Genomic DNA, 22,254 nt, shown 5'->3' on the forward strand with positions numbered 1-22,254 from the left:
TATGGAAAATACACCGGAAAAATATAAGCACATCAAGGGTTGGGGCATCGATGCCGATCCGGAAAACGAGCCCACCTACCCGATGAAGAACTATACGGGAGACGACCACAAACGCCTGGACTACCGGCGGCCGCCGCAGCAACCGGTGACGGTGGAAGTGCTGCACTCCAATGAGCGGCCCGACATTACGGTGGTCTTCGGCACCTCCGTTCCGCCTTCGGGCCTGAGCGGGCACATCCGCCGCTTTGCCTTCCGGCACAGCGAAGGCAGCCTCGCGCATTGGCTACCCCTGCTGGTGGCCGACCGCGTGCAAACCGTGGAAGCCCTCGTCGACGACCTGCGGCAAGGTTATATTCCCAACATTATTGCCGAACGGGGCTGGACAGCGGAGTGGAAGTACAACCGCAAAGGCGTTGTGCAAAAGGTGCTGGTAGGCGCTGCCGTTACCGTGGCCGCCTGTGCGGCCCTATCCCTGCTGAAGAAAAAAAAGGCGCCGCCCGCCCGCCGGAAAGGCTGGCGGCGGCGGCTTGCTTAAGCATAAAAAAAGAAAGGCGGCACCGGTGTGCCGCCTTGTTATGGCTGGATAGATCAGGACTGAGTTATTGTTTTACCAGCTTCACGAGGGTCCGCTTTCCTCCCTGTACGATCTCTGCCAGGTATACGCCCGGGCGGTAGCTGCCTCCCAGCGTCAGGGTGGTGTTCGGCGCCACGTTCGTCCGTATTTCCACCACGGCTCCTACCTCATTGACCACTCTTATCTGCAGCGGCCCGAAACTGCTTCCCCTGATATTCAAGGTAAAGGCATTCACGGAAGGATTCGGCGCGGCAATGGCTTCCAGGGGCGTATCCATTGGTTCCGCCCTGTCCGCCGCTCTGAGGGAAGCGATGCTTTCATCTTTTACTGCATTGCAGTTATCGTCGATGCCGTTGGGCACTTCCGGCGCCGCCGGGTTGACGTTTCTGCTATTGTCGTTGCAATCGGTGCTGTCGGCCACATAACCGGCCGGAGGCGCACAGGACACAAAACGATATCTGGTGGTACCATAACCATCCTTATCCCCATCCTTATACCAGGTTTTCACGATCAGGCCATCATCCACCTTGCCGTTACAATCGTTGTCCAGGGCGTCGCAGAGTTCCGGAGCACCGGGGTAAACGGTATTGTTGCCATCATTGCAATCCGTGCTGTCGGCCACGTAACCGGCAGGTGCCATACAGGACACAATGCGGTACTTGATGCTGCCATAGCCGTCCTTGTCCACATCCTTGTACCAGGCTTGCACCGCGAAACCATCATCGATGATGCCGTTGCAGTCGTTGTCCAGGGCGTCGCAGAGTTCCGGCGCTCCCGGGTAAACGGTTTTGCTGGCATCGTTGCAGTCGGTACTGTCCGCTACATAACCGGCAGGTGCCACACAGGAGACATAACGGTAGCGGGTCGTACCATAACCGTCCTTATCGGCATCCTTGTACCAGACTTTCACCGCGGAGCCGTCATCGACGATACCGTTACAATCGTTGTCCAGGGCGTCGCAGAGTTCCGGAGCACCGGGGTAAACGGTTTTGCTGGCATCATTGCAGTCGGTGCTGTCCGCCACATAGCCTGCGGGAGCCGCACAGGACACAAAGCGGTACCGGGTGGTACCATAGCCATCCCTATCCCCATCCTTGTACCAGGTCTTCACGATCAGGCCATCATCCACCTTGCCGTTACAATCGTTGTCCAGGGCGTCGCAGAGTTCCGGCGCTCCCGGGTAAATGGTATTGTTGCCATCGTGGCAATCCGTACTGTCGGCTACATAGCCGGCAGGAGCCATACAGGAGACAAACGGGTAGCGGATGCTGCCGTAACCATCCTTGTCCACATCCTTGTACCAGGTTTTCACCACCAGGCCATCATCGATGATGCCGTTACAGTCGTTGTCCAGGGCATCGCACAGCTCGGGCGCACCCGGGTAAACCGTATTATTGCCGTCGTTGGGATCACCGGGAGTAGTGGCGATATAGGTATTGGTAGGAGCAAGCGCCGAAATAAAGTATTTGCCATTGCCGTAACCATCCTTGTCCACATCCCGGTAGAAAATTTGTTTTACCGTCACCTTTTGCGTCTGGGTAGTAGTATTACCATTACCATCGTTGAAACGCCAGGTAACCAGGCGGATGCCCGTTGCCGGAAAGCTGAGGGAATCCGCGGCTCCGGTAATGCGACCGACACAGGCATCGACAGCGGCAGGCGCCTGCAACTGCTCGTTGACCAGGATCGTCGTATCGGGCAACAGGGAGCGCGAAGGAACAGGTCCCGATGCATCGCTGACGACCAGCTTTCCCCTGGCAACAGACAGGCTGTAATTATTCAGGTCCACTCCTTTGATCTCGCTGAGTAATATATCGTATATACCGGGGGCTTTGTCCGCGGCAGCACCTTCGCTGGTCAACTTGACACCGGTTATGGTATCATCAAACTTCAGTCCTGTAGCGGTAAACGCGGTGGTGCCCAGCTGCAGCAGGCTGCCACAATCTTTGGTCCGGTTGGCAGCAGTAACGGTCAGCTTGACGGTGCGGATACGCAGCACGTCGAAATCATAGATCAGCTCATAGTTAGGGCCGGCGGTAAGCTCCCCCTGCTCAATGTCATAGGCACCGACGTCTTCTCCCTCCACCCGTGAAAGCTCCCCGGTTATCTCATCCCCTGCCACCAGGCTTCCTGCCACAACGGCCCAAGTGAACCTGGGATCAGGATCGCCATAATACTTCGAGGTGGCATTGGGACGCACGATAATTTCTCGGCGGTTAATAGTAAAATCCGAGGAATCGCTATAGGCTTTATAATCACTGTTTCCGGTGAAAACGGCCACCACCCGGTATTCGCCGGCGTTGACCGGCGCCTTGGCGGATTTCGGATATAGCGTTCCGTTAATCCCTTCATAGCTAAAGCCAAGCCCCGGCGAAAGTGTGTCGTCCGTACCCCCGGCGCCATAGGCATAGGCCGAAGGCGCCTGTGTTTTGCCATTATAAACAAGAGAAGGGGTTTCGAACTGTATGGCAGGCGCGGGAATAGCGCTTCCTTCACCCGGGGCAAAACCGGATAAACCGAAGCCCACGGCCTGGTTTGCCGAAAAGTCAGGTTGTTGTGCCTGCACTACGGAGCTAAAGAACATACACCACACCGCCAGCAATCCAGCGGTCAATTTTCTGCTGATTGAAAACATACCACGATCACGGTTTAGATTATAATTGAATAGATGTTTCTTCAGGAAGGAATCCGGGCAGCTTTCGGTAAAGCGGCCACCCGAGTATTCAAGCGTCCGGGAAACGGCATCCGTACAGGATATTGGCTATGGTCGTTCTTCGGGTAAATTACCCGGCTACAGAAAATGGTGTTGTAGAAGATGGAAAAAAAACCGTTTGGAAGCAGGTTTAACGCGACCAGAAACCTAAATGGGCCTCATGTACCCATCCGAAGGAAGAAAAGGGTAATTTTTTTTCCATAAACAAGTTTTTGGTTCGGTTAGCAACAAGAGAAAACAGCGCTGATTGAGGGGGCACTAGTAAATTCCCTACGGAAAAACCCCAAAATTGCGGCACTCACAAGATAAGAACAATACTCATCAATTTCATACATTAAAGGCATTGAATTACAACTTTTTTTTAACGTTCGCGGCAATTTCCCGCCCTGCCCGCTGGCACGAGGGCGGCAAAACAAAAGGCGGCACCGGGGTGCCGCCTTTTTTATAAAGTATCCATTCCAATGGATCACTGTTTCACCAGCTTCATGATCCGGCGCTCACTGCCCTGGATCACTTCTACCAGGTAGGCACCCGGGCGGTAGTCGCCACCCAGCTGCAGCGTCTGGTTCGGCGCCAGTCCAGCCTTGGCTTCCACCAGGCGGCCAGCCAAATCAAACACCCGGAGGGTGAGCGGCTGGCCGGAACCGCCGCCCATGACCAGGGTAAACCGGGTAGCGGAAGGGTTCGGAGCGGCGCTGAGCGTAAAGGCGGAGGCCTCTTCTCCCGGCACGCCTATACGGGCGCCCGATACTACCCCTGCTGCAACCGGCGCTACCCCCCAGACCAGCTGCCCGTTGTGGTACAGGGTGATCTTGCTATTGGGGGTGTAGGCGCTGTTGGCGGAATAGGAGTAGTCATTCAGCTCGTTGAGGGCCTTCCAGTTGCTGTTATAAACCTTGGAAAAGATCTCGCCGGAGTTGGCGCCCGCCTTCAGCAGGCCGGCAGCAGCGTCGAAACTGTATTCCACATAGCCGGTAGCGCCTTGCAGCGGTGTCGCCAGGGCTACATAACGCGCCTTCACGTTGGCAGTGCCCATCTTCGCCCAGTCGATGTTGGCAATAACCGAAGAGGCGTTTTCGGCAGTAAACCAGTAACGGGCGGTCAGCTCGCTGAAGGGAACGGGAACCGTGTCCAGGTTCACGATCTTCAGGTAAGGACGCATGTTGTTGTTCGCCGTTTGGCCGCCATCGCCGTCCACGTGCTGTACCTGCAGGCGCAGGGGCAGCCGGGCGGCCAGGCCTTTTACGTTCACGTCCTTCATCATCGCATAGCGGCCGGCGCTGGTGGAGCCGCAACTGTAGTACAGGCGGATGGTGAGGCTGTCGCCTGCCGCCACCGTGATGCCGTTTTCGCCATTGAGCGCAAAGGCGTATTTATTTGCCGGTCCGCCGGTTTGGTTGGCCAGCAGCACAGGAGTGGTAAAGCCACCGTTGGCGGTGCTCAGCATAGCTACGCCGGTGTTGTCCAGCCCGCCGGTAACATTGGCGGAATCCTTGGTGAAGCCGGATTTGGAATACACCACGGCCAGCTTGGTATTGCTGGAAGAGCCGTAGAAGGCGGTATTCAGCACCAGCGAATCCACCCGTACCGAGTAGCCCTGAGTGGCGGCAACGGTAAACTGCTGGTAGTGACTGCGGTTCAGGTTGCCACCCGGTCCGAATACCGGTGTGGTGCTGATCCACATGCCATCGGCGCTGGCGGCGAACGCCTGCCCGAAGGTGGCGCTGTAGGGCGCCAGGGTTGCCCCGTTGTTGGTCAACCCGTTGGACAGCGCCAGGCGGTTGAGCACCGGGGTCGTGGGCTTCAGGGCCGCGGAGCGAACAGCGGCATTGTCCCCATTGCCCGCGGTCAGCAGCCATTGCTGCAGCACCACGCCGGGCAGCGGCAGGGGATCGGTTTGCACCGTTCCGTTCACGGCCAGCTGGCCCTGGGCGGGAATAGCACCGCCGCTGGCCAGGGTGATGGTACCGGCATAGGTGCCGACAGATGTGCCGTTGAGCCGTACCAGCACGGTGGTGGCGGCCAGGGTATTGCTGGAGGCGGTCAGCACCAGCGGGCTGGCACTGTTGTACCAGGTGGTGCCGTTATTGGCCGACAGCTCGTAGGGCGCCGGAGCGGTGAGGGTCACGTTGCCCAGCAGGTTGGTTCCCGATACCGAAAAGGCCTGTGCGGCGGAAGGAAGCCCCACCCCTTGCTTGAAGTTGGCCAGCGATCCGCTGACCACCAGCGTCGGTGTGCTGGAAACCACTACCGTGTCGGAGGTATGGGTGGCAAAGCCGCCCTTGGAAGCCTGTACGTAATAATAATAGGTAACGCCGGCAGCGGGTACGGCATCCTGGTAGCTGAAGGCTACGATGGAGTCTACGGCCGACGTTTGGTCGTTGACCTTGCTGAAGGTCACCTTGTCGGAGCTGCGGTACAGCTCGTACGCCACGCCGGGCAGCGGCCAGCTGAGGTTCCAGCTGATGGTGGAAGGCGTGGAGGAGGTTCCCTTCTTCGCCCGGATGTTCGATACGGCTATGGCCGGGGCCGAGCTGTAACATACATAAGGCGATACGGAACAGGGATCCCAGGTACCGAACAGGTTGGCATTGTTGTAGTAAGCGGCCGCCTGTTCGTCGGTCAGTTGTTTGGACCAGGAAAGGCGCTTGCTGACATCGGCCAGCGTGCCGTCGAACTTCTTCGTCTTGTATTCGGCATAGGTGATCAGCGACACATCGGTGCCTGCATCCCAGGCCGACCAGCCGGTAGCGTTGATGGACGAGCCCATCACCGAGTTCAGGAACACGGTCTTGTTGTGCTTCTTGTCGGTAGAGCCGCCATCATTCTGCCAGGGACGTCCCAGCGAATAGAAGGTTACGCCGCGGTTCTTCGTCAGGATACAGTCGCGGAACACTTCGCCGTAGGCCTGGCCGGCAGGCGTGTTGGCCGCCGTTACATAACCGCCGCTGCTGCCGTCGACGCGGTCGCGGGGGTGGATCATGCAGGAGTCGAATACGGCAATGGAAGCGCCGAAGATAAAGTCGGTATTGCCGTCGATATAACAGTTCTTGAAATAGTGGCGCTTGCCGTCGCCGTTGTGCCATACGGTGTCCTGGCCGCTGATGAAGCGGCAGTTCTTGAACACGACGCGGTCGGAAGCGATGTAAATGGCCAGGGCCTGGGGACCGTCGCCCACATAACCCGACGCGTTTTCCACGGTGATGTTCAGCATGAAAAAGTCGTTGGCCGAGGAGTTGAGCGTCAGCGTACCGGAGTTGTTGGTACCGTAGGTACCGCCGCCCGGCATGGCCTTGCCCGAATAGTCGTCCCAGCTGATGATGGTGTTGCCCACGCTTTCACCGATCAGCTGGATGAAGGGCTTGTTGATCGAGATCTTTTCGCGGTACTTGCCCTTCTTTATATAAATGATATAAGGAGTGGTGCTGTTGGACGGGGCCGCATTGATCGCCGCCTGGATGGAGGTATAGTGGCCGCTGCCATCCAGCGCTACGACGGCGTTGGCACTGGCGGGGTTGAACACGACAGGGTTGGTGGTCATGCCGCTGACGGGCACCGTGGTAGTGGTGGCGCCGGGGGCGGCCACGCTGATATCACCGGCAAACGAGCCGGCGCCGGGGGCGTTCAGGCGCACACTAACGGTAGTAGCGTCGAGGGTGCCGCCGGTGGGCCACAGGGTCAGCGGCGCTGCGCTCCAGGTGGTGCCGTTAGCCGACAGCTGGAAGTTCGCCGGCGGGGTTACCGTCACGTTGCCGGCCAGGTTGCTGCCCGATACCGTAAAGGTTTGGGCGGCGGAAGGCGTGCCGGAGGTTTGGGCAAAGCTGCCCAGGCTGCCGGTAGCGTTCAACACGGTGGGCTGGCTTTGGGCCGAGGTGCCGCTGACCGCTACGGTGGCGGTAGTCAGGCCGGTACCGGCCAGCGAGATGTTGCCCGAATACGAACCGGGGGCGGAGGCGTTCAGCCGTACGAATACGGTCGCCTCCAGGCTGCCGTCGGCAGGCGCCAGCACCAGGGAGTTGCTCCAGGTATTGTCGTCTTCGGACAGTTCAAAGCCGGCAGGGGCCGTCAGGGTCAGGTCACCCTGGAGGTTGCTGGCCGAAAGGCTGAAGGTCCTGGCGGCCGAAGGCGTGCCGAGGTCCTGGGCAAAGGCGCCCAGGGTACCGCTGATGTTCAGCGCCGGGGTGGCCGCGGGGAACGAACCGGAAACCGATCCCATCATGGATACGGGAGCCGAATAGTTGAACGCCTTGTCGGCCGTGAAGACATAATAATAATATACGGTGCCGGCCGCTACTGCTGCCGTGCTGCCGTTATCGGTAAAGCCGGGCGTCGTGCCGGTATACACTACGGTGTAGCCGGAGCCCATGCTGTTGCCGGCTATGTATACGCCGTTGGCGTTGGGCACGGGAGCCGTTGCGGAAGTGCTGCGCACCACCACGTAGCCGCCGCCGTCCACGCCGGTGGCCGGAGCCGTCCAGCTTACCGCGATGGCATTGCTGCCGTTACCCGCGGTTTGCAGGGAAACAGCCGCCTCGGGAGCGGTAACGTCAAAGCTGTTGCCGGGATAGATCACGTAGTCGTCCACGTCGAAGAAGGGCGACTGGGGGTTTTCCACTTTAATGCCGGGATAGGTGCTGGTAGCCGCTACGTTCTGGGTGGTCATAACGCCGCGGAACAGCGTCCAGTCCAGCGCCGTGCTGTGCACGATGACGTCGCGTTGGGTGGTGGTAGTGCCGCCGCCGCCGCTCAGGCTGCCGATAATACTGTTGTAGCCGCTCAGCGCCAGGCTGGTGGAATTGCCGGCAATGGCCGGCTTTTTATACCAGAACTGGACGACATAGCTGGTGGCCGGCTGCAGGGTAGGCGCCGTCAGTACCGGGGCTACCAGGTACTTGACGCTGGAAGAAGCGCCGTTCCAGTGCATCACCTTCGAGCCGGTGCGGGCACCGCTGGCCACGATCTGGAAACCGGAAGAAGCCTCCCAGGCCGTGGTGGAGGTATGCGACGTCACGGTAGCATACGAACCGGTGGTCTGTTTTTCAAAGCCGCCGTCCACGTCGGGGAAGGCGCCGATGGGCACACTGCTACCCACGGGTACGGGGTTCGCCGCCGTGCCGCTCACCGGCAGGCTCACCGAAGAGGCACCGCCGCCCGAAAGCACGATGTTCCCGGAATAGGGGCCTGCGGCCGAAGCATTCAGGCGCACACTAACCGGAGTGGCGGCCAGCAGGCCGGCATCGGGGGTCAGCGTCACGCTGCCGGCCCAGGCAGTGCCGTCCAGCGAAAGCTGGTAGCTGGCAGGAGCCGTCAAGGTTACCGCACCGGTGAGGTTGGCGCCGGAAACCGAAAAGCTCTGGGCCGCGGAAGCGGCGCCTACGGTTTGCGCAAACGCGCTGAACGAGCCGGCGGCATAAATAGCCGGGTCGGTGCTTGCAGCAACATTGGTCAGGCTGTTGAGGTAGTTTTCCAGGTGGGTGTAGCCGTTGGCGGCCAGGCCGCTGCGATCGGAAGCATCAGCCGGGTTGAGGCCGTTGGCGCTTTCCCAGCTGTCGGCCATGCCGTCGTGGTCGTTATCGGCAGGAGCGGCCATGGATGCCAGGGTGGGCCAGGCATTCACGGTTTGCGCATAAGGCGTACCGTGGGGATAGCCCCCCTGCACGTCGATGATGCGGCCGGTGCGGTTGCGTACGTTGCCGACGATGCGCTGGTCCAGCGTATCGCGGGCAGGCAGGGAGCAGCCGGCGCCCTGTAATACGGATTCATAGGCCTCCAGGGCAGGCTGGGTGCTCACGGTATAGCCCAGGTTGAACGGAACGGAGGCTTTGACCGTGGCGATATCGCCGGTCCCGCCCTGGGGGTTAACGCCACCCGCCCAGTTGTCGGCGGTATTGGTGGCGGAGCCGTCCACATGGTTCCCGGCTACATACCATTTTCCATAAGGAGTGGTTTCCCCGTAGCTGGGGTTACAGATGCGGTAGCGCACGCCGCTGCTGGTATTGGGACCATATTTGTAAAAATTGTTCACCATGTTGTAATTGCCGCCATCTCCGCCGTACACGTTGTTGATGCCCCAGTTGTAGAGCACGTTGTTGCGGAAGTCCACGTTCTCCACGCCTACGGTATTGGGAGAGTAGGTGGAGATGCCCGAGAAGCGGGGCGCCCGGTTGCGGACGTGGGCGATGAGGTTGTGGTGGAAGGAGCCGCGTTTAGCGCCCCAGATGCCGCCGTAGCCGTGCTGCTGGTAATCGGTACCGCCTTCTTCGAAGTGGTAGGAGTAGTTCAGCGGTTCGTAGATCATGCACCACTGGATGGTGAGGTTGTCGCCGCGGTAGATGGTCAGGGCTTCGTCGGCGCTCCAGCTGACGGAGCAGTGGTCGATCAGGATGTTGCTGGCGCCCAGGGCGCCGAAGGCATCGTCGCCGCCCGAGCCGTCCACCATGCCTTTGTTCTGGTAGCGGTCGCCCAGGCGGAAGCGCATGTAGCGGACGATGACGTTGTCGCCGCTGATGGCCACCGGGTGGTCGGCTACACAGATGCCGTCGCCGGGAGCGGTCTGGCCCGCTATGGTAGTGTTGGCCCGGATAACGAGCCGGGAAGTCAGGTGAATGGTGCCCGAAACGCGGAACACCACCGTCCGGTGGGTGGCTGTTGCCGAAAGGGCATAGCGCAGGCTCCCGGGTTGGTTGTCATCATTGAGGTTGGTAACCTCGAAAACGGTGGTCGGCGTCGCGGCCGTACCCCTGCCGCCCGTCGTGTACATGCCGGCGCCTTCTGCCCCGGGGAAGGCAGGCTGGGCGCCCGCGCCGGCGGCAGCAAACAGACCCAGCCATACAAACAGGCTGTTCAACAATTGCTTAGTGGTTTTGGAAAACATACAGAGTAGATGCGTTTGGTTTTTGAACGGATTGATTATGAAAAGGAATCAAATCAGCAAAAGCAGGTACGGAAGAAGGTTACGGGCATACCGCGTCCGGCTCTCTTCGGGGCAGGACAGGAACTGCCGCACCGGGGAAAACTACCACACAGGAACGCTCGCACCGGCAACCCGGTACGCCCATAGAAAAAGAAAAGGATTAAACAGCCGGCCCGCGTAGCGGCACGCCGCCCTGTAAAACGGGCAAACGGGAAGGCGTCACCTTCATGACCGGCGCCACTACCAGTGGCCGGGACAGATAAGAATAATGAAAAAGAAAGTGTAGAATTCTTTTCATACGGCAATGAAGTTTGATACAAGCAATCTAAAAACAGCCCTTCGGATCGAAAGGCTGAACAATATTAACAGGAAAACGGGCGCTGCCTTTTTTATGCAACCGATTTATTTACGCAATCGTTGCCGGAAACGTTGCCGGCAATTGAATACGCCCGGTAATTCGTAGCTTTCCCCGGGCTTTCGAACCAGGGCCCGCACGAAAAATGGAAGCAAACAAAAAACCGCAGCGGGAAGTGGTGCTTTATATCGCCATGAGCCTGGACGGATATATCGCAGCCGAAGGCGACAACATCGACTTTCTTTCAACAGTAGAATACGCAGGTGAGGATTACGGTTATGCCGACTTCCAGACGACGGTAGACACGCTGATCTGGGGCCGGCGCACCTACGACAAGGTGCTATCCATGGGTGTCGACTTCCCGCATAAGGATAAAAAGTGTTATGTGCTTTCCCGCAGCCGGAGCGGAACGGAGGGTTTTGTAGAATTCTACAACGGCTCCCTGCAAGAGCTGATCGGGGGCCTGAAGGCACAGGAGGGAAAAAACATTTATTGCGATGGCGGCGGTGAAATCGTGTCCGAGCTGCTGCGTCACTCCCTGATCGACCAGTTGATCATTTCCGTTATCCCGCACCTGGTGGGCAGCGGCATCCGCCTGTTTCACGACAACCGGCCCGAACAAACCCTCGCGCTCAAACGAAGTATCACCTACCCCTCCGGCCTGGTACAGCTGTGGTACCAGAAGAAAATGTAAAATATAGAATGTAAAATATAAAATAAGGATGGAAACCTCTCCTCCGGGTACAGTAATAGCCCTTGATGCTGAACCCCTATTTTGGAACCGATTGCATGCCTTCCTCCATATTTTACATTTTCGTCAGCGACCGGAAGACCTCTTCCAGGCTTTCCCCCTGGTTTTGCAGGGAAACGATATTAAGGTTGTGCTCCAGGGCCATGCGCAAAATCTCTTTCCGCACGGTTTCCGGGTCGGTGGTCTCCAGGTTCCAGGTAAAAGTATCCAGCTTGGTCACCTGCTGCACGCCGGGCAGGCGCCGCAGCCACTCGGTTTCCAGGGCCTCCCGGAACGCTACTTTCACCGCCTGCGAGCGGCTGCGCCGCTGCAGGTTGGTCAGCCGGTCATCGGCCACGATCCGGCCCTTGTTGATGATGATCACCCGGTCGCAAATGGCTTCCACTTCCTGCAGAATATGGGAGGAAAACAGCACCAGCCGCTCCTGGCCCTGCTCCTTGATCACCTGGCGGATCTCCACGATCTGGTTCGGGTCGAGGCCGCTGGTGGGCTCGTCGAGGATGAGCACTTCGGGCTCGTGCAGCAGGGCGGCCGCCAGGCCCACACGCTGCTTATAGCCCTTGGAAAGCTGGCCGATCTTTTTGGAGCTTTCAGGCGTCAGGCCCGTCAGCCCGATCACCCGGGCTACCGCCGCTGTCTTCCCCCGCACCTGGTGCATATCGGCCACAAACTGCAGGTATTCCCGCACGTACATGTCGTAGTACAGGGCGTTGGATTCGGGCAGGTAGCCGATCTTCCTTTTGGCTTCCAGGGGGTGCGTCCGCACGTCGATGCCGCTGACGCTGACCTGGCCGCCGTCGGGCTCCAGGTAACCGGTGATCATCTTCATGGTCGTGGATTTACCGGCCCCGTTCGGCCCCAGAAAACCAACGATCTCGCCTTTCGATACCCCGAAGGAAATACCATCCACCGCCCGCTGCGCTCCGTAGATCTTGGTCAGCTCTTTTACTTCAATAGACACGTCCGAAAAGTTTGTGGTTTGTAGTTTATAGTTTGTGGTTGGGCGTACGCTTGGAGGCCCGGCGCACAAAGTAAGCAATTCCCTGCTTTCCCCCGAAAACGGCAAAACCGGCCAGAAGCCGGTTTTGTCTTAATCGAAATCAAAAAAATCAGATAAAAAGCCTTTTTTCTTCTTATGGGGATTATGCGGATCATGGTATCCGCCTTCAGAAGGCCGGCCATAATACTTATCATCCTTCCGGTAGTTGTCGTCCTTCCGGTAGGTGGCGGAACGCTCAATGATCTTGTCCAGCTCGCCCCGGTCCAGCCAAACGCCCCGGCAATGGGGACAGTAATCGATCTCCACTCCCTGCCGTTCCGACATTACCAGGTCTTCGTTACAGTTTGGGCACTTCATACGCAAAGGTTTTATTTACAAATTATCGTATTCGAATAAAGGATCGATCACGTGGGAGCCCGCCTTTAATTCAAACACCGGCTTGATGATGCCGTTTTTCAGGCCGTACACCCAACCGTGCAGGTCGGGACGCTGGTCGTTCTGCCAGGCCCGCTGGATCACCGAGGTCTTGGCCAGGTTCAGCACCTGCTCTTTCACGTTCAGCTCTACCAGGCGGTTCACTTTCGCCTCTTCGTCCGCGAGGGCGTCCAGTTCGTCGCGGTGGATGCGGTACACATCCTTGATGTTGCGCAGCCACATGTTCAGCACCGGCTTGAAGTCGCGCTTGGTGCAGGCGGCCTTTACCCCGCCGCAGCCGTAGTGGCCGCATACGATCACGTGCTTTACTTTCAGGTGGGTAACGGCATAATCCAACACACTGAACAGGTTGACATCGGTATTCACCACCAGGTTGGCAATGTTGCGGTGCACGAAGATCTCGCCGGGCTGGGTGCCGGTAATTTCGTTGGCGGGCACGCGGCTGTCGCTGCAGCCGATCCATAAAAACTCGGGGGTTTGAATTTCCGCCAGCCGGTTGAAGTACTCGGGGTCATCGGCTATCTTTTCGGCCGCCCAGGCTTTATTCTCCAGTAATAATTTTTCGTAAGATAACATGGCGCTTTAGTTGATTGGTGAAACAAATTTATTCGTCTGCCGTGAATCGTCAAGAATCAATAGTCAATTGGTCTGCCACATGGAAAAACCTGACAGGTTTGAGCAACCTGCCAGGTTTGGAAATGAACTGAGGAACTTGTGAACTTTGGAACTTATTGTCTAGTCCTCCACTTCGGCCAGCGTCGTTTCCGGCTGGCGGATAAGGTGGTGGTTGTCTTTGGCTTTTACGTCCAGCATGTCACTGAAGCCCTGCACTTTAGACGAACTTTTTTTTAGCTCCACGCGGATGTTCTTCAGCGGTGCATGGATCATGAAGTCCTCGATCACGTCGATCACGTCCTTGTCGATGAAGTCGGCGCGGCTGGCGTCAATGAGCACGTAGGAGTTCTCGGGCACCTGCTCCAGCTTATTTTTAATGATGGGCTTATTCAGGAACGATACATCCTTGCGCAGGCGGAACAGGTAGGTGTTCAGGTCGTTCACGATGAATACGGCCGTGCGGAAGTTGCTGCGCAGCACGAAGAAGATGCCGACAACCATACCTACCATCACCCCTTTCAGCAGGTCGGTGAACAGGATGGCCACAATAGTGATCACGAAGGGCAGGAACTGGTCCCAGCCTTTTTTGTAATACATCTTGAACAGCGAGGGCTTGGCCAGCTTGTAGCCGGTATAGATCAGGATGGCGGCCAGGGCTGCCTTGGGAATCAGGTTCAGGATGACGGGGATAAAGGCCACGCAGAGCAGCAGCAGCATGCCGTGCATGATGGTGGACATGCGCGACTGGGCACCGGAATTCACGTTGGCCGAGGAACGCACGATCACACTGGTAACGGGCAGACCGCCGATCAGGCCGGACAGCATGTTGCCCATACCCTGGGCTTTCAGCTCCCGTTCCTTGTTGGTCACGCGCTGGTAGGGGTCCAGGTCGTCGATGGCCTCAATGCTCAGCAGGGTTTCCAGGCTGGCGACCAGGGCCAGGGTCACTGCGGTGATCCACACCTCTTTGTTCAATACCTGGCTCCAGTCGGGGAAGGTAAAGAAGGAGAAAAATTCGCCGGCGCTGTTGGCTACCGGGATGTTCACCATATGCTCGGGGTTGATGCTGTAGGCACTGCCCTGGCTTTTGAAATACTCGTTGATGCCAACACCCAGCAGCACGATCAGCAGCGGGGCGGGTACCAGTTTGATGAACCCTTTGCGCTTGGCGGTAAACTTATCCCAGATGATATGCAGACCCAGGGACAGGCCGCCGATCAGCACGGCTACCGGGGTAATGTGGCGCAGGGCATTGCCCAGGCTGGAAAAGGTATTCTGGTTACCGGCTTCCTTGAAGCTTTCGTCGCCCTCGAACGAGCTGTTGAAGCCCACCAGGTGCGGGATCTGCTTCAGGATAAGGATCAGGCCGATGGCGGCCAGCATGCCTTTGATAACGCTGTTGGGAATATAATCGCCGATGATGCCGGCCTTCAAAAAGCCCAGGATCACCTGGAAAATACCGCAAATAAATACCGATAACAGGAAGGCCTCAAAAGCGGGCATCTTGCCAATGGCCACAGCCACGATAGCCGTCAGGCCGGCAGCCGGGCCGCTCACGCTTAATTGCGATCCGCTCAGCGAACCGATAACGATACCGCCCACAATACCGGCGATGATGCCGCTGAACAGGGGCGCATTAGAGGCCAGGGCCACACCCAGGCAAAGCGGCAGGGCTACCAGGAATACAACAATAGACGAGGGAAAGTCGGATTTGAGATTCAGCAAAGGATTGTTAGCCTTCTTCATAAGAAATTTTTTGAACAGTTAATTAAGTAAGGTATTGATCGGATTTGGCGCTCCCGCCGCCCTTCCCGGAAGAAGGAAGACTTGGATGTACCGGCACCTGTCCGTAACCTGGGGGCCGGGCACGCTGGGTTCGTAAAGGGCGAAGCTTGCCCAGGAATCCAGGACGCGCCGGAACCTCAGGGGATACAGGAAACCTGCAGCACCCGGGAGCACCGGTAAAAAACGCTGATGGAAAGGAATAAGGATCGCTTGCTGCAGCCTGGTCATGCACGATGCGGCGCCTGGGGTTTCCCCCAACGGAACGAGTCCGGAGACGGCAAAAACGATGGAAAGATGCCTGCTGTACCGTTAAACGCACAGCAAGGCCTTAGGCCTCGGGAGGGGGGGATAGCAGTTCGGGATGGAACGCAAAATAAAGGTCGGCAGGGTGGCACTTGAAATACCGGACGATGAGCATCGTCATGCCGCGCTCGGGCACCCCATGCTCATGCAGGTATTCCGATAAGGTGTTGATGCCCGACTCGGCCTTTTCTTCGGTTGTCCGGGAAATCGGATCATCGCAGTTCACCTTCTCACACTGCTTTTTGGCCAGTTCTTTTTTTATCTGCTGGCTGCTATAAATGAAGGGCGTGCTTACTGTCAGCCAGGCCAACAGAAACATTAAGAAAATAGCTGATGCTATTTTTTGTATGGAAAGCGATCCTTTCATTTATTGTTGCGAAAATAACTTTTGTCCCGTAGAAAAAGATGCCTTATGAAAAAATTACTTTTTCATAACATATTAATTTAATCAACAATCTAACGGCAGCGGCCGGTACAGGGCGGTTACCCCCGAGCGCTGCGGCTGCCGGCAGCGCTAAAGGGAGGTTGACGAAAAAAAATCATGTTTTCACCGGGCAAAATTGCCTTCCGAACCTAATACTGATGGGATTGCATGAATTTCATGCTTATCTTCAGGCTCCTAAATTGTTCTCCATATGAATCAAACGAATGCTTTTGCTATTAAAGACACTTCCGCTAATCCTGCCCCTTTAGGCCTTTTCGGCTTTGGCATGACCACTATCCTGCTGAACCTGCACAATGCGGGCTTCTTTGAAATGAACTCCATGATCTTTGCCATGGGTATCTTTTACGGCGGCCTGGCCCAGATCGTGGCCGGCATCCTGGAATCGAAGAAAAACAACACTTTTGGCATGACCGCCTTTATCTCCTACGGCTTTTTCTGGCTGACCCTGGTGGGACTGCTGGTACTGCCAAAGCTGGGATGGGTGGCACCCTCTTCCAATAATGCCATGATCGCCTACCTGGTCATGTGGGGCATCTTTACCGCTATCCTGCTGGTCGGCACCTTCCGGATCAGCCGGGCCCTGCAATTCGTTTTCGCCAGCCTGACGCTGCTGTTCTTCCTGTTGGCCCTGGGCGATGCCACCGGCAATGCGGCGCTGAAACAGTTCACCGGCTTTGAAGGCATCGTCTGCGGCGCTTCCGCCCTGTACACCGGTGCCGCCCAGGTGCTTAACGAGGTCTACGGCCGCACCATCCTGCCGCTGGGCCCCGTGGAACAAAAAATGACCAAGGCCGAGCTGAAGAAGTTCTCCATGTTGCACGAACAATAAACCCTTTATTCCATATTTATAGAAAAGGCCTGTGCCCGGGGACGTCCCCGGCACAGGCCTTTTTACTTAATGGCCGGCATAAGGGCAAATTTTGTTGCGAATAGGCTGCATTTTGTTTTAAATAGGGAAAATTTAACCGTTAATAAAGGTTTGTTTCCTAAGTTTATGGCTTCACTTAATATATCTTGTTTTTTTAAACGATTCGCACAATGTCATATCCCTATCAAATCAAATCCCTGGAGCAGTACCAGGAAGTTTACCGGAAGAGCGTTGACCAGCCCGAAGAATTCTGGGGCGAAATAGCCGAAAACTTCCAGTGGCGCAAGAAATGGGACAAGGTCCTGGACTGGAACTTCACCGAACCCAACATCAAATGGTTCCAGAACGGGAAGCTCAACATCACTGAAAACTGCCTCGACCGCCACCTGGCCGACAAAGCCAACCAGCCGGCCATCATCTGGGAACCCAACGACCCCGAGGAGCACCACCGGGTGCTGACGTATAAAGACCTGCACACCAAGGTGTGCCAGTTTGCCAACGTACTGAAGAACAACGGCGTGCGAAAAGGCGACCGGGTGTGCATCTACATGGGCATGATCCCCGAGCTGGCTATTGCCGTGCTGGCCTGTGCCCGCATCGGCGCCGTGCATTCCGTGATCTTCGGCGGCTTCAGCTCTACCAGCATCGCCGACCGCCTGCAGGATGCCAAGGCCGAATTCATCGTTACCTGCGACGGCGCCTACCGCGGCGCTAAAGACATACCGCTGAAAAAAGTCATCGACGACGCCCTCATCTCCTGCCCCTTTGTAAAAAGAGTGATCGTCTGCACCCGCACCCGCACCCCCGTGAGCATGATCAAGGGCCGCGATGTGTGGTGGGAAGACGAGATCAAAAAAGTGGAAACCCTGGGCCTGCACGAAAGCCCGGCCGAGGAAATGGATGCCGAAGACACGCTGTTTATCCTGTACACCTCCGGCTCCACCGGCAAGCCCAAGGGCGTGGTGCATACCTGCGCCGGCTACCTGGTGTATACGGCTTATTCCTTTGTAAACGTATTCCAGTACCAGCCCGGCGATATCCACTTCTGTACCGCCGATATCGGCTGGATCACCGGCCACAGCTATATTGTTTACGGCCCGCTGGCTGCCGGCGGCACCACGCTGATGTTTGAAGGCGTGCCCACCTGGCCCGATGCCGGCCGTTTCTGGGAGATCGTGGACAAGCACCAGGTCAATATCCTGTATACCGCCCCCACCGCCATCCGTTCGCTGATGGGCTTTGGACTGGAGCCGTTCCAGGGCAAGGACCTGTCGTCGCTGCGGGTGCTGGGCAGCGTGGGTGAGCCCATCAACGAGGAAGCCTGGCACTGGTACGACGAGCACGTAGGCAAGAAGCGCTGCCCGATCGTGGACACGTGGTGGCAGACCGAAACCGGCGGCGTGCTGATCTCCAACCTGGCAGGTGTGACCCCGGCGCTCCCGGCACATGCCACCCTGCCCCTGCCGGGCGTGGCCCCTATCCTGGTGGATGAGAACGGCAAGGAAGTGACCGGCAACCCGGCTTCGGGCAACCTGTGCATCAAAGCTCCCTGGCCGGGCATCCTGCGCACCACCTACGGCGACCATGAGCGTTGCCGCCTGAATTATTTCTCTACTTACCCGGGCCTCTACTTTACCGGCGACGGCGCCCTCCGCGACGAGAAAGGCAACTACCGCATCACCGGCCGCGTGGACGATGTGCTGAACGTGAGCGGCCACCGCATTGGCACCGCCGAAGTGGAAAACGCCCTCAACATGCACCTGGGCGTGGTGGAAAGCGCCGTGGTAGGCTACCCGCACCAGATCAAGGGCCAGGGCATCTATGCCTATGTAGTATTCAACGGCAACCTCGAGAACGTCGACCTGACCCGCCTGGACATCCTGCAAACGGTCAGCCGCATCATCGGCCCCATCGCCAAGCCCGACAAGATCCAGTTCGTCAGCGGCCTGCCCAAGACCCGCAGCGGCAAGATCATGCGCCGTATCCTGCGCAAGATCGCCGAAGGAGAAAACAACAACCTGGGCGACACCACTACCCTGCTGGATCCGAATGTAGTGACGGAGATTGCCGAAGGCAAGCTCTAGGGACAGGAGGAATTGGTTCATTAGTTAATGGGGGTATTAGGGTTTTCGGCAGAAAGAACCCTTTCGCTCAACCATATAAAAAGGAAGCGGTCTGTGTTTTCACAGACCGCTTCCTTTTTATATGCTGTTATGAATAAACGCTCTTCCCTTACCCTAATATCCAAATGAACCAATGAACCAATTCCTTATCTCCTGATAATCACTTGCGTTCCCACCGGGGCGTAGCTGTAGATTTCTTCCACATCGCTGCGTTTCAAGGAGATGCAGCCGTCTGTCCAGTTCTTGTAACGGTCCACGACAAAGTCCTCGTGCAGGAAGGTACCGTGGATGCCGATGGCGCTGCCCGGCCGGGCGTTCGGGGGCACTTCGCCGCGCTGCTTGCGCGCGTTGAACTTCTGGATGCATTCGGGCGTAGGATAATTCAGGGCCAGGTAGCGGTCCCACTTATTGTGCGGCCGCTTGGCAATGATCTTGAACGTGCCCTCAGGCGTGTTTTTGTCGCCTTCCATCTTTTTGTCGGCCAGGGTGTTGTTGCCAAAGACCACGGGGTACGTGGCATACCAGCCCTGGGCGTCGTAAACGCTTAGCTCGTAATCCGACTTGTCGATGATGATCCTGATGGGAGCTGCAGGCCCGGCCGCGGTTCTTTTGGCTGCACTGACCTTATAGGCCGAAAGATGAGTGGTTTCGGCAGTATGCATAGACGGCAGGGAAAGTAAACCGATCCCTGACAGCAGCGTGGAAAGAAAAATGGCGGATTTCATATTATTGGCTTGAGAATTTATAAAGTTATAATTTCAAACGCCCACAAATTCCATTTATTACTTCCACAGGCAAGGATTTAACGCATCGTTAGTTGCCGAAAAAACCCTGCCAAAGCAGGGTTAGTTTTTGAAAATATTTATCAGAAGTGGCTGAGCCGGATGCCAACGGTATACGGCCGCTGGTCGAGGCCTTTCTCCCACATATTTTTCAGGGCATAAGAGCCGTACAGGCGGGCGGGTCCCAGGTTCAGCTCTCCCACATACGCCAGCTTCCAGCGGCGGAGGTCGAAATCATCCCGCACCTTGAATTTGCCGCCGTCGTTGTTCTTGATCTTTTGCCGCGAGGAATACAGGTAGCCGGCGCTGAGCCCCCCGCTGAAGCCAAAGCCGTACTTCATCCGGGGCGTAAGGTTGAAGTTCAGCATCATGGGCACCGTCACGTAATCGGCCGCCAGCTTGTTTTTCCGGACATCCTGGTAACTGTTGTCCAGGGCAATGAAGGTGGGGTTTTTCCGGAAGGCCACGGTTTCGTTGTCGAAGCGGTAATTATTCAGCTCCACGCCCAGGCCATACTTCAGGTTGACTACCTTCTTCACCAGCGGCAGCCGCTGGAAAAACAGCCAGACGTTCACGTTGACCGACTTGCCGGTACGCAGGTCCAGGTTGTCCTTGGTCAGCCCCGGCTGCACCATTCCCTGGGCGGCGGCGGCCGCATAATTGCTGCGTTCCCTGAAGTTGGCAAACCCCAGGTCCACCGCCAGCCAGCTGGTGCTCGGCCCGCCGGAGCGTTTTTTCTTATGCGTCATTACGTGCACCTCTTTTTTCTCCGTGGTGGACCTTTTTTTGATAATAATGGTCCCGCCAATGCGGATGGTGTCGCTTTCTTCCCGTACGATGGTGGTGTCCTTTTTACTTTGGGTACTGTCGGCCTGGGCAAAAGAGGCCAGGCACACGACCAATGCCCCTGCGGTCATGAGTAGTTTTTTCATTTTGTTCTTCTTATGGTTCTTGATGAGTTACTATATCCGGAGACCGGTGCTAGTGCAGCTTACGGCCTTTTGAGGATTCGGGTTCCGGGCCCAGCTTCACGGCAATCACGTTGATGAGGAGTTCGTCGTTTTCATTGAGCGGGTTGAAGCCGGTGGTCTGTTCCACAAAATCGGTCGCTTTGCGTAAAAACTTCTTCAATCCTGATTTTTTGGGGACACCCGCTGCCGCTATTATTTCCGTACCAGCCGTCTTTTCCTGGATCATCGGCTGCACCCGGGGACTATCGATCACCGTTAGCGCCGGCAGCCGGGTGGTGGAAAGCGCCTCGGGTACTGGGGCGGCCACCAGTGCTACCGGGGCCGGCGGGCTGGCGTCTCGTTCCGTTGCCCCGATCGATGGCGTTTCTTTTAGCGGAGCGATGGGCTCCGAAGACGCGACTTCCCGGCCGGGCTTACGTTTCTGTTCCCGCGGCGGCGCCACGGTCAACGCACCAGCGGTCTGTGGCCCTGCTTCGGTAAGACCGGCGGTCGCCTGCGGCACTGTGGGCAAAGAGGGCGTCTGCTGCTCCCCGGCCACCGGGGATGCGGATGGCTTCGCAGGCAGGTTGCGGCCCACCAGGACGGGACGTTGCCGCGGCGCCACCAGTAAAAGACCTGCCACCAGTACCAGCAGAACGGCAGCGGCTGCCGCCCACCGGTAGGCAATAGCAGGCCGGCTTTCCGTGCGGCGGTACAGTTGGTCTTTTCCGGGACATTCCATCACTTCCTTGTCCGTGGGCCGGGTCTTCATCAGCTGCAGGTACATTTGCCGGTAAGGCTCGTCGGTGCGGATCCGGCCCTCCACCTCCGGCTTTTCAGACTCCCCGAGCTCGTTGTCCACGTACAGCAACAGGGCTTCGTCCGGCAGCTTTTGCTTCATGCTTGCGGCCAGCAGGAACTGCTTCCCCTCCAGCGGCAGGGACTCCGGCTCGGGCCGGGTCGCCAGCAGTGCTTCCAACTCGGCCCGCAGGCCGGGATGCACCAGCAGGAATGCCTCCACCGCCTCCCCTTCTTCCGCGGTCAATTCGTTATCCATGTACAGGATAAAGTATTCCTCGTAGTTGGCGAGGGTGATCGTGCCGGTATGATGGGTGTTAAATGACATTTTCTATACGTACTATATATTCTTTTAATTGGATTCGGGCCCGGTGCAGGTACACGCGCACCTGGCTGGTGGAGAGGCCGGTGATGGCGGCCATTTCCTCGTAGGAATACCCTTCGTAATCTTTCAGCAATACCAGGGAGCGCTGCACCTCGCTCAGCTTGCCCAGGGCTTCTTCCAGCACCGCCCGGGCATTGTCGAAGGTGCGGAAGCACACTTTTGCGTTTTCATCCAGTTCTTCTTTCAGGTACAGCCGCTTTATCTTCCGCAGGTGGTCAATCATGGCATTGTAGGCCACGGTAAACAAATACGAGCGGCTTCTTTCGGCCTCTATTGCCGCACGGTTCATCCACAGCCGTTCAAAAGCCGTCTGCACGATATCGCGTGCATCTTCTTCGTGCCGCAGGTTCTTCACCACGAAGCGGTACACGTTGTCGGCATAAAGCGTTACGCAATGGTTGTATTCTTTTTCGGTCATAAACAGCGGCCGTTCTTTCCTGTATTACGGCCGGGGGAAGG

At 57.3% G+C, this 22,254-nt stretch carries 16 protein-coding genes; 4 read left to right on the top strand and 12 right to left on the bottom strand.

Annotated elements, in window-relative coordinates:
• Window position 1: 1 nt before the first annotated feature.
• Window positions 2-535 (top strand): hypothetical protein, encoded by a 534-nt coding sequence (locus tag V9K67_RS11920; RefSeq protein WP_336722689.1) that lies wholly within the window; start codon window positions 2-4, stop codon window positions 533-535.
• Window positions 536-599: 64 nt separating this feature from the next.
• Here V9K67_RS11920 and V9K67_RS11925 read toward each other — a convergent pair whose 3' ends face one another.
• The 3 genes from V9K67_RS11925 to V9K67_RS11935 all read right to left on the bottom strand — a co-directional run bounded on the left by V9K67_RS11925 (window position 600) and on the right by V9K67_RS11935 (window position 10,498).
• The gene (locus tag V9K67_RS11925) at window positions 600-3,209 is read right to left on the bottom strand and encodes a MopE-related protein (protein ID WP_336722692.1); all 2,610 of its coding nucleotides are present in this window, start codon (window positions 3,207-3,209) and stop codon (window positions 600-602) included.
• A 544-nt stretch (window positions 3,210-3,753) separates the two neighbouring features.
• Complete coding sequence (locus tag V9K67_RS11930) at window positions 3,754-10,161, bottom strand: pectinesterase family protein (protein ID WP_336722693.1); 6,408 nt, start codon at window positions 10,159-10,161, stop codon at window positions 3,754-3,756.
• 199 nt (window positions 10,162-10,360) lie between these two features.
• A complete protein-coding gene (locus V9K67_RS11935; RefSeq protein WP_336722695.1) occupies window positions 10,361-10,498 on the bottom strand; it encodes a hypothetical protein in 138 nt (45 codons plus the stop codon).
• A gap of 202 nt (window positions 10,499-10,700) precedes the next feature.
• Between V9K67_RS11935 and V9K67_RS11940 the strand changes: the two genes are divergently transcribed.
• The gene (locus V9K67_RS11940) at window positions 10,701-11,249 is read left to right on the top strand and encodes a dihydrofolate reductase family protein (protein WP_336722696.1); all 549 of its coding nucleotides are present in this window, start codon (window positions 10,701-10,703) and stop codon (window positions 11,247-11,249) included.
• 112 nt (window positions 11,250-11,361) lie between these two features.
• On the opposite strand, the gene gldA is transcribed toward V9K67_RS11940, so the two are convergent.
• The 5 genes from gldA to V9K67_RS11965 form a co-directional block, all read right to left on the bottom strand.
• Window positions 11,362-12,267: a gliding motility-associated ABC transporter ATP-binding subunit GldA gene (gene gldA / locus V9K67_RS11945; protein WP_336722697.1), complete on the bottom strand. Its 906-nt coding sequence runs from the start codon at window positions 12,265-12,267 to the stop codon at window positions 11,362-11,364.
• Between the two features lie 129 nt (window positions 12,268-12,396).
• A complete protein-coding gene (locus V9K67_RS11950; protein WP_336722700.1) occupies window positions 12,397-12,663 on the bottom strand; it encodes a TFIIB-type zinc ribbon-containing protein in 267 nt (88 codons plus the stop codon).
• A gap of 15 nt (window positions 12,664-12,678) precedes the next feature.
• A complete protein-coding gene (locus V9K67_RS11955) occupies window positions 12,679-13,317 on the bottom strand; it encodes a carbonic anhydrase (RefSeq protein ID WP_336722702.1) in 639 nt (212 codons plus the stop codon).
• 159 nt (window positions 13,318-13,476) lie between these two features.
• Window positions 13,477-15,102, bottom strand: coding sequence for a SulP family inorganic anion transporter (locus V9K67_RS11960; protein ID WP_336722704.1), 1,626 nt, complete (start codon window positions 15,100-15,102; stop codon window positions 13,477-13,479).
• 367 nt (window positions 15,103-15,469) lie between these two features.
• A complete protein-coding gene (locus tag V9K67_RS11965; protein ID WP_336722706.1) occupies window positions 15,470-15,811 on the bottom strand; it encodes a hypothetical protein in 342 nt (113 codons plus the stop codon).
• 268 nt (window positions 15,812-16,079) lie between these two features.
• Here V9K67_RS11965 and V9K67_RS11970 point away from each other — a divergent pair, with 268 nt between their 5' ends.
• Complete coding sequence (locus V9K67_RS11970) at window positions 16,080-16,718, top strand: acetate uptake transporter (protein ID WP_336722708.1); 639 nt, start codon at window positions 16,080-16,082, stop codon at window positions 16,716-16,718.
• 209 nt (window positions 16,719-16,927) lie between these two features.
• Window positions 16,928-18,841 carry an acetate--CoA ligase gene (gene acs, locus V9K67_RS11975; RefSeq protein WP_336722710.1) on the top strand — a complete coding sequence of 638 codons (1,914 nt, stop codon included), beginning with the start codon at window positions 16,928-16,930 and terminating at the stop codon, window positions 18,839-18,841.
• A 185-nt stretch (window positions 18,842-19,026) separates the two neighbouring features.
• On the opposite strand, the gene V9K67_RS11980 is transcribed toward acs, so the two are convergent.
• From V9K67_RS11980 to V9K67_RS11995, 4 genes are all read right to left on the bottom strand, one after another.
• Window positions 19,027-19,605: a L,D-transpeptidase family protein gene (locus tag V9K67_RS11980; RefSeq protein ID WP_336722711.1), complete on the bottom strand. Its 579-nt coding sequence runs from the start codon at window positions 19,603-19,605 to the stop codon at window positions 19,027-19,029.
• A 140-nt stretch (window positions 19,606-19,745) separates the two neighbouring features.
• Window positions 19,746-20,594, bottom strand: a complete 849-nt coding sequence (locus V9K67_RS11985) for an outer membrane beta-barrel protein (RefSeq protein ID WP_336722712.1) — start codon at window positions 20,592-20,594, stop codon at window positions 19,746-19,748.
• 49 nt (window positions 20,595-20,643) lie between these two features.
• Window positions 20,644-21,738, bottom strand: a complete 1,095-nt coding sequence (locus V9K67_RS11990; protein ID WP_336722713.1) for an anti-sigma factor family protein — start codon at window positions 21,736-21,738, stop codon at window positions 20,644-20,646.
• Window positions 21,728-22,213: an RNA polymerase sigma factor gene (locus V9K67_RS11995; RefSeq protein WP_336722714.1), complete on the bottom strand. Its 486-nt coding sequence runs from the start codon at window positions 22,211-22,213 to the stop codon at window positions 21,728-21,730. The genes V9K67_RS11990 and V9K67_RS11995 overlap by 11 nt, the downstream gene beginning before the upstream one ends.
• Window positions 22,214-22,254: the final 41 nt, after the last annotated feature.

Origin of the sequence: Huijunlia imazamoxiresistens (assembly GCF_037132455.1) — a bacterium.
In the GTDB taxonomy this organism is placed as follows: domain Bacteria; phylum Bacteroidota; class Bacteroidia; order Chitinophagales; family Chitinophagaceae; genus Flavisolibacter; species Flavisolibacter imazamoxiresistens.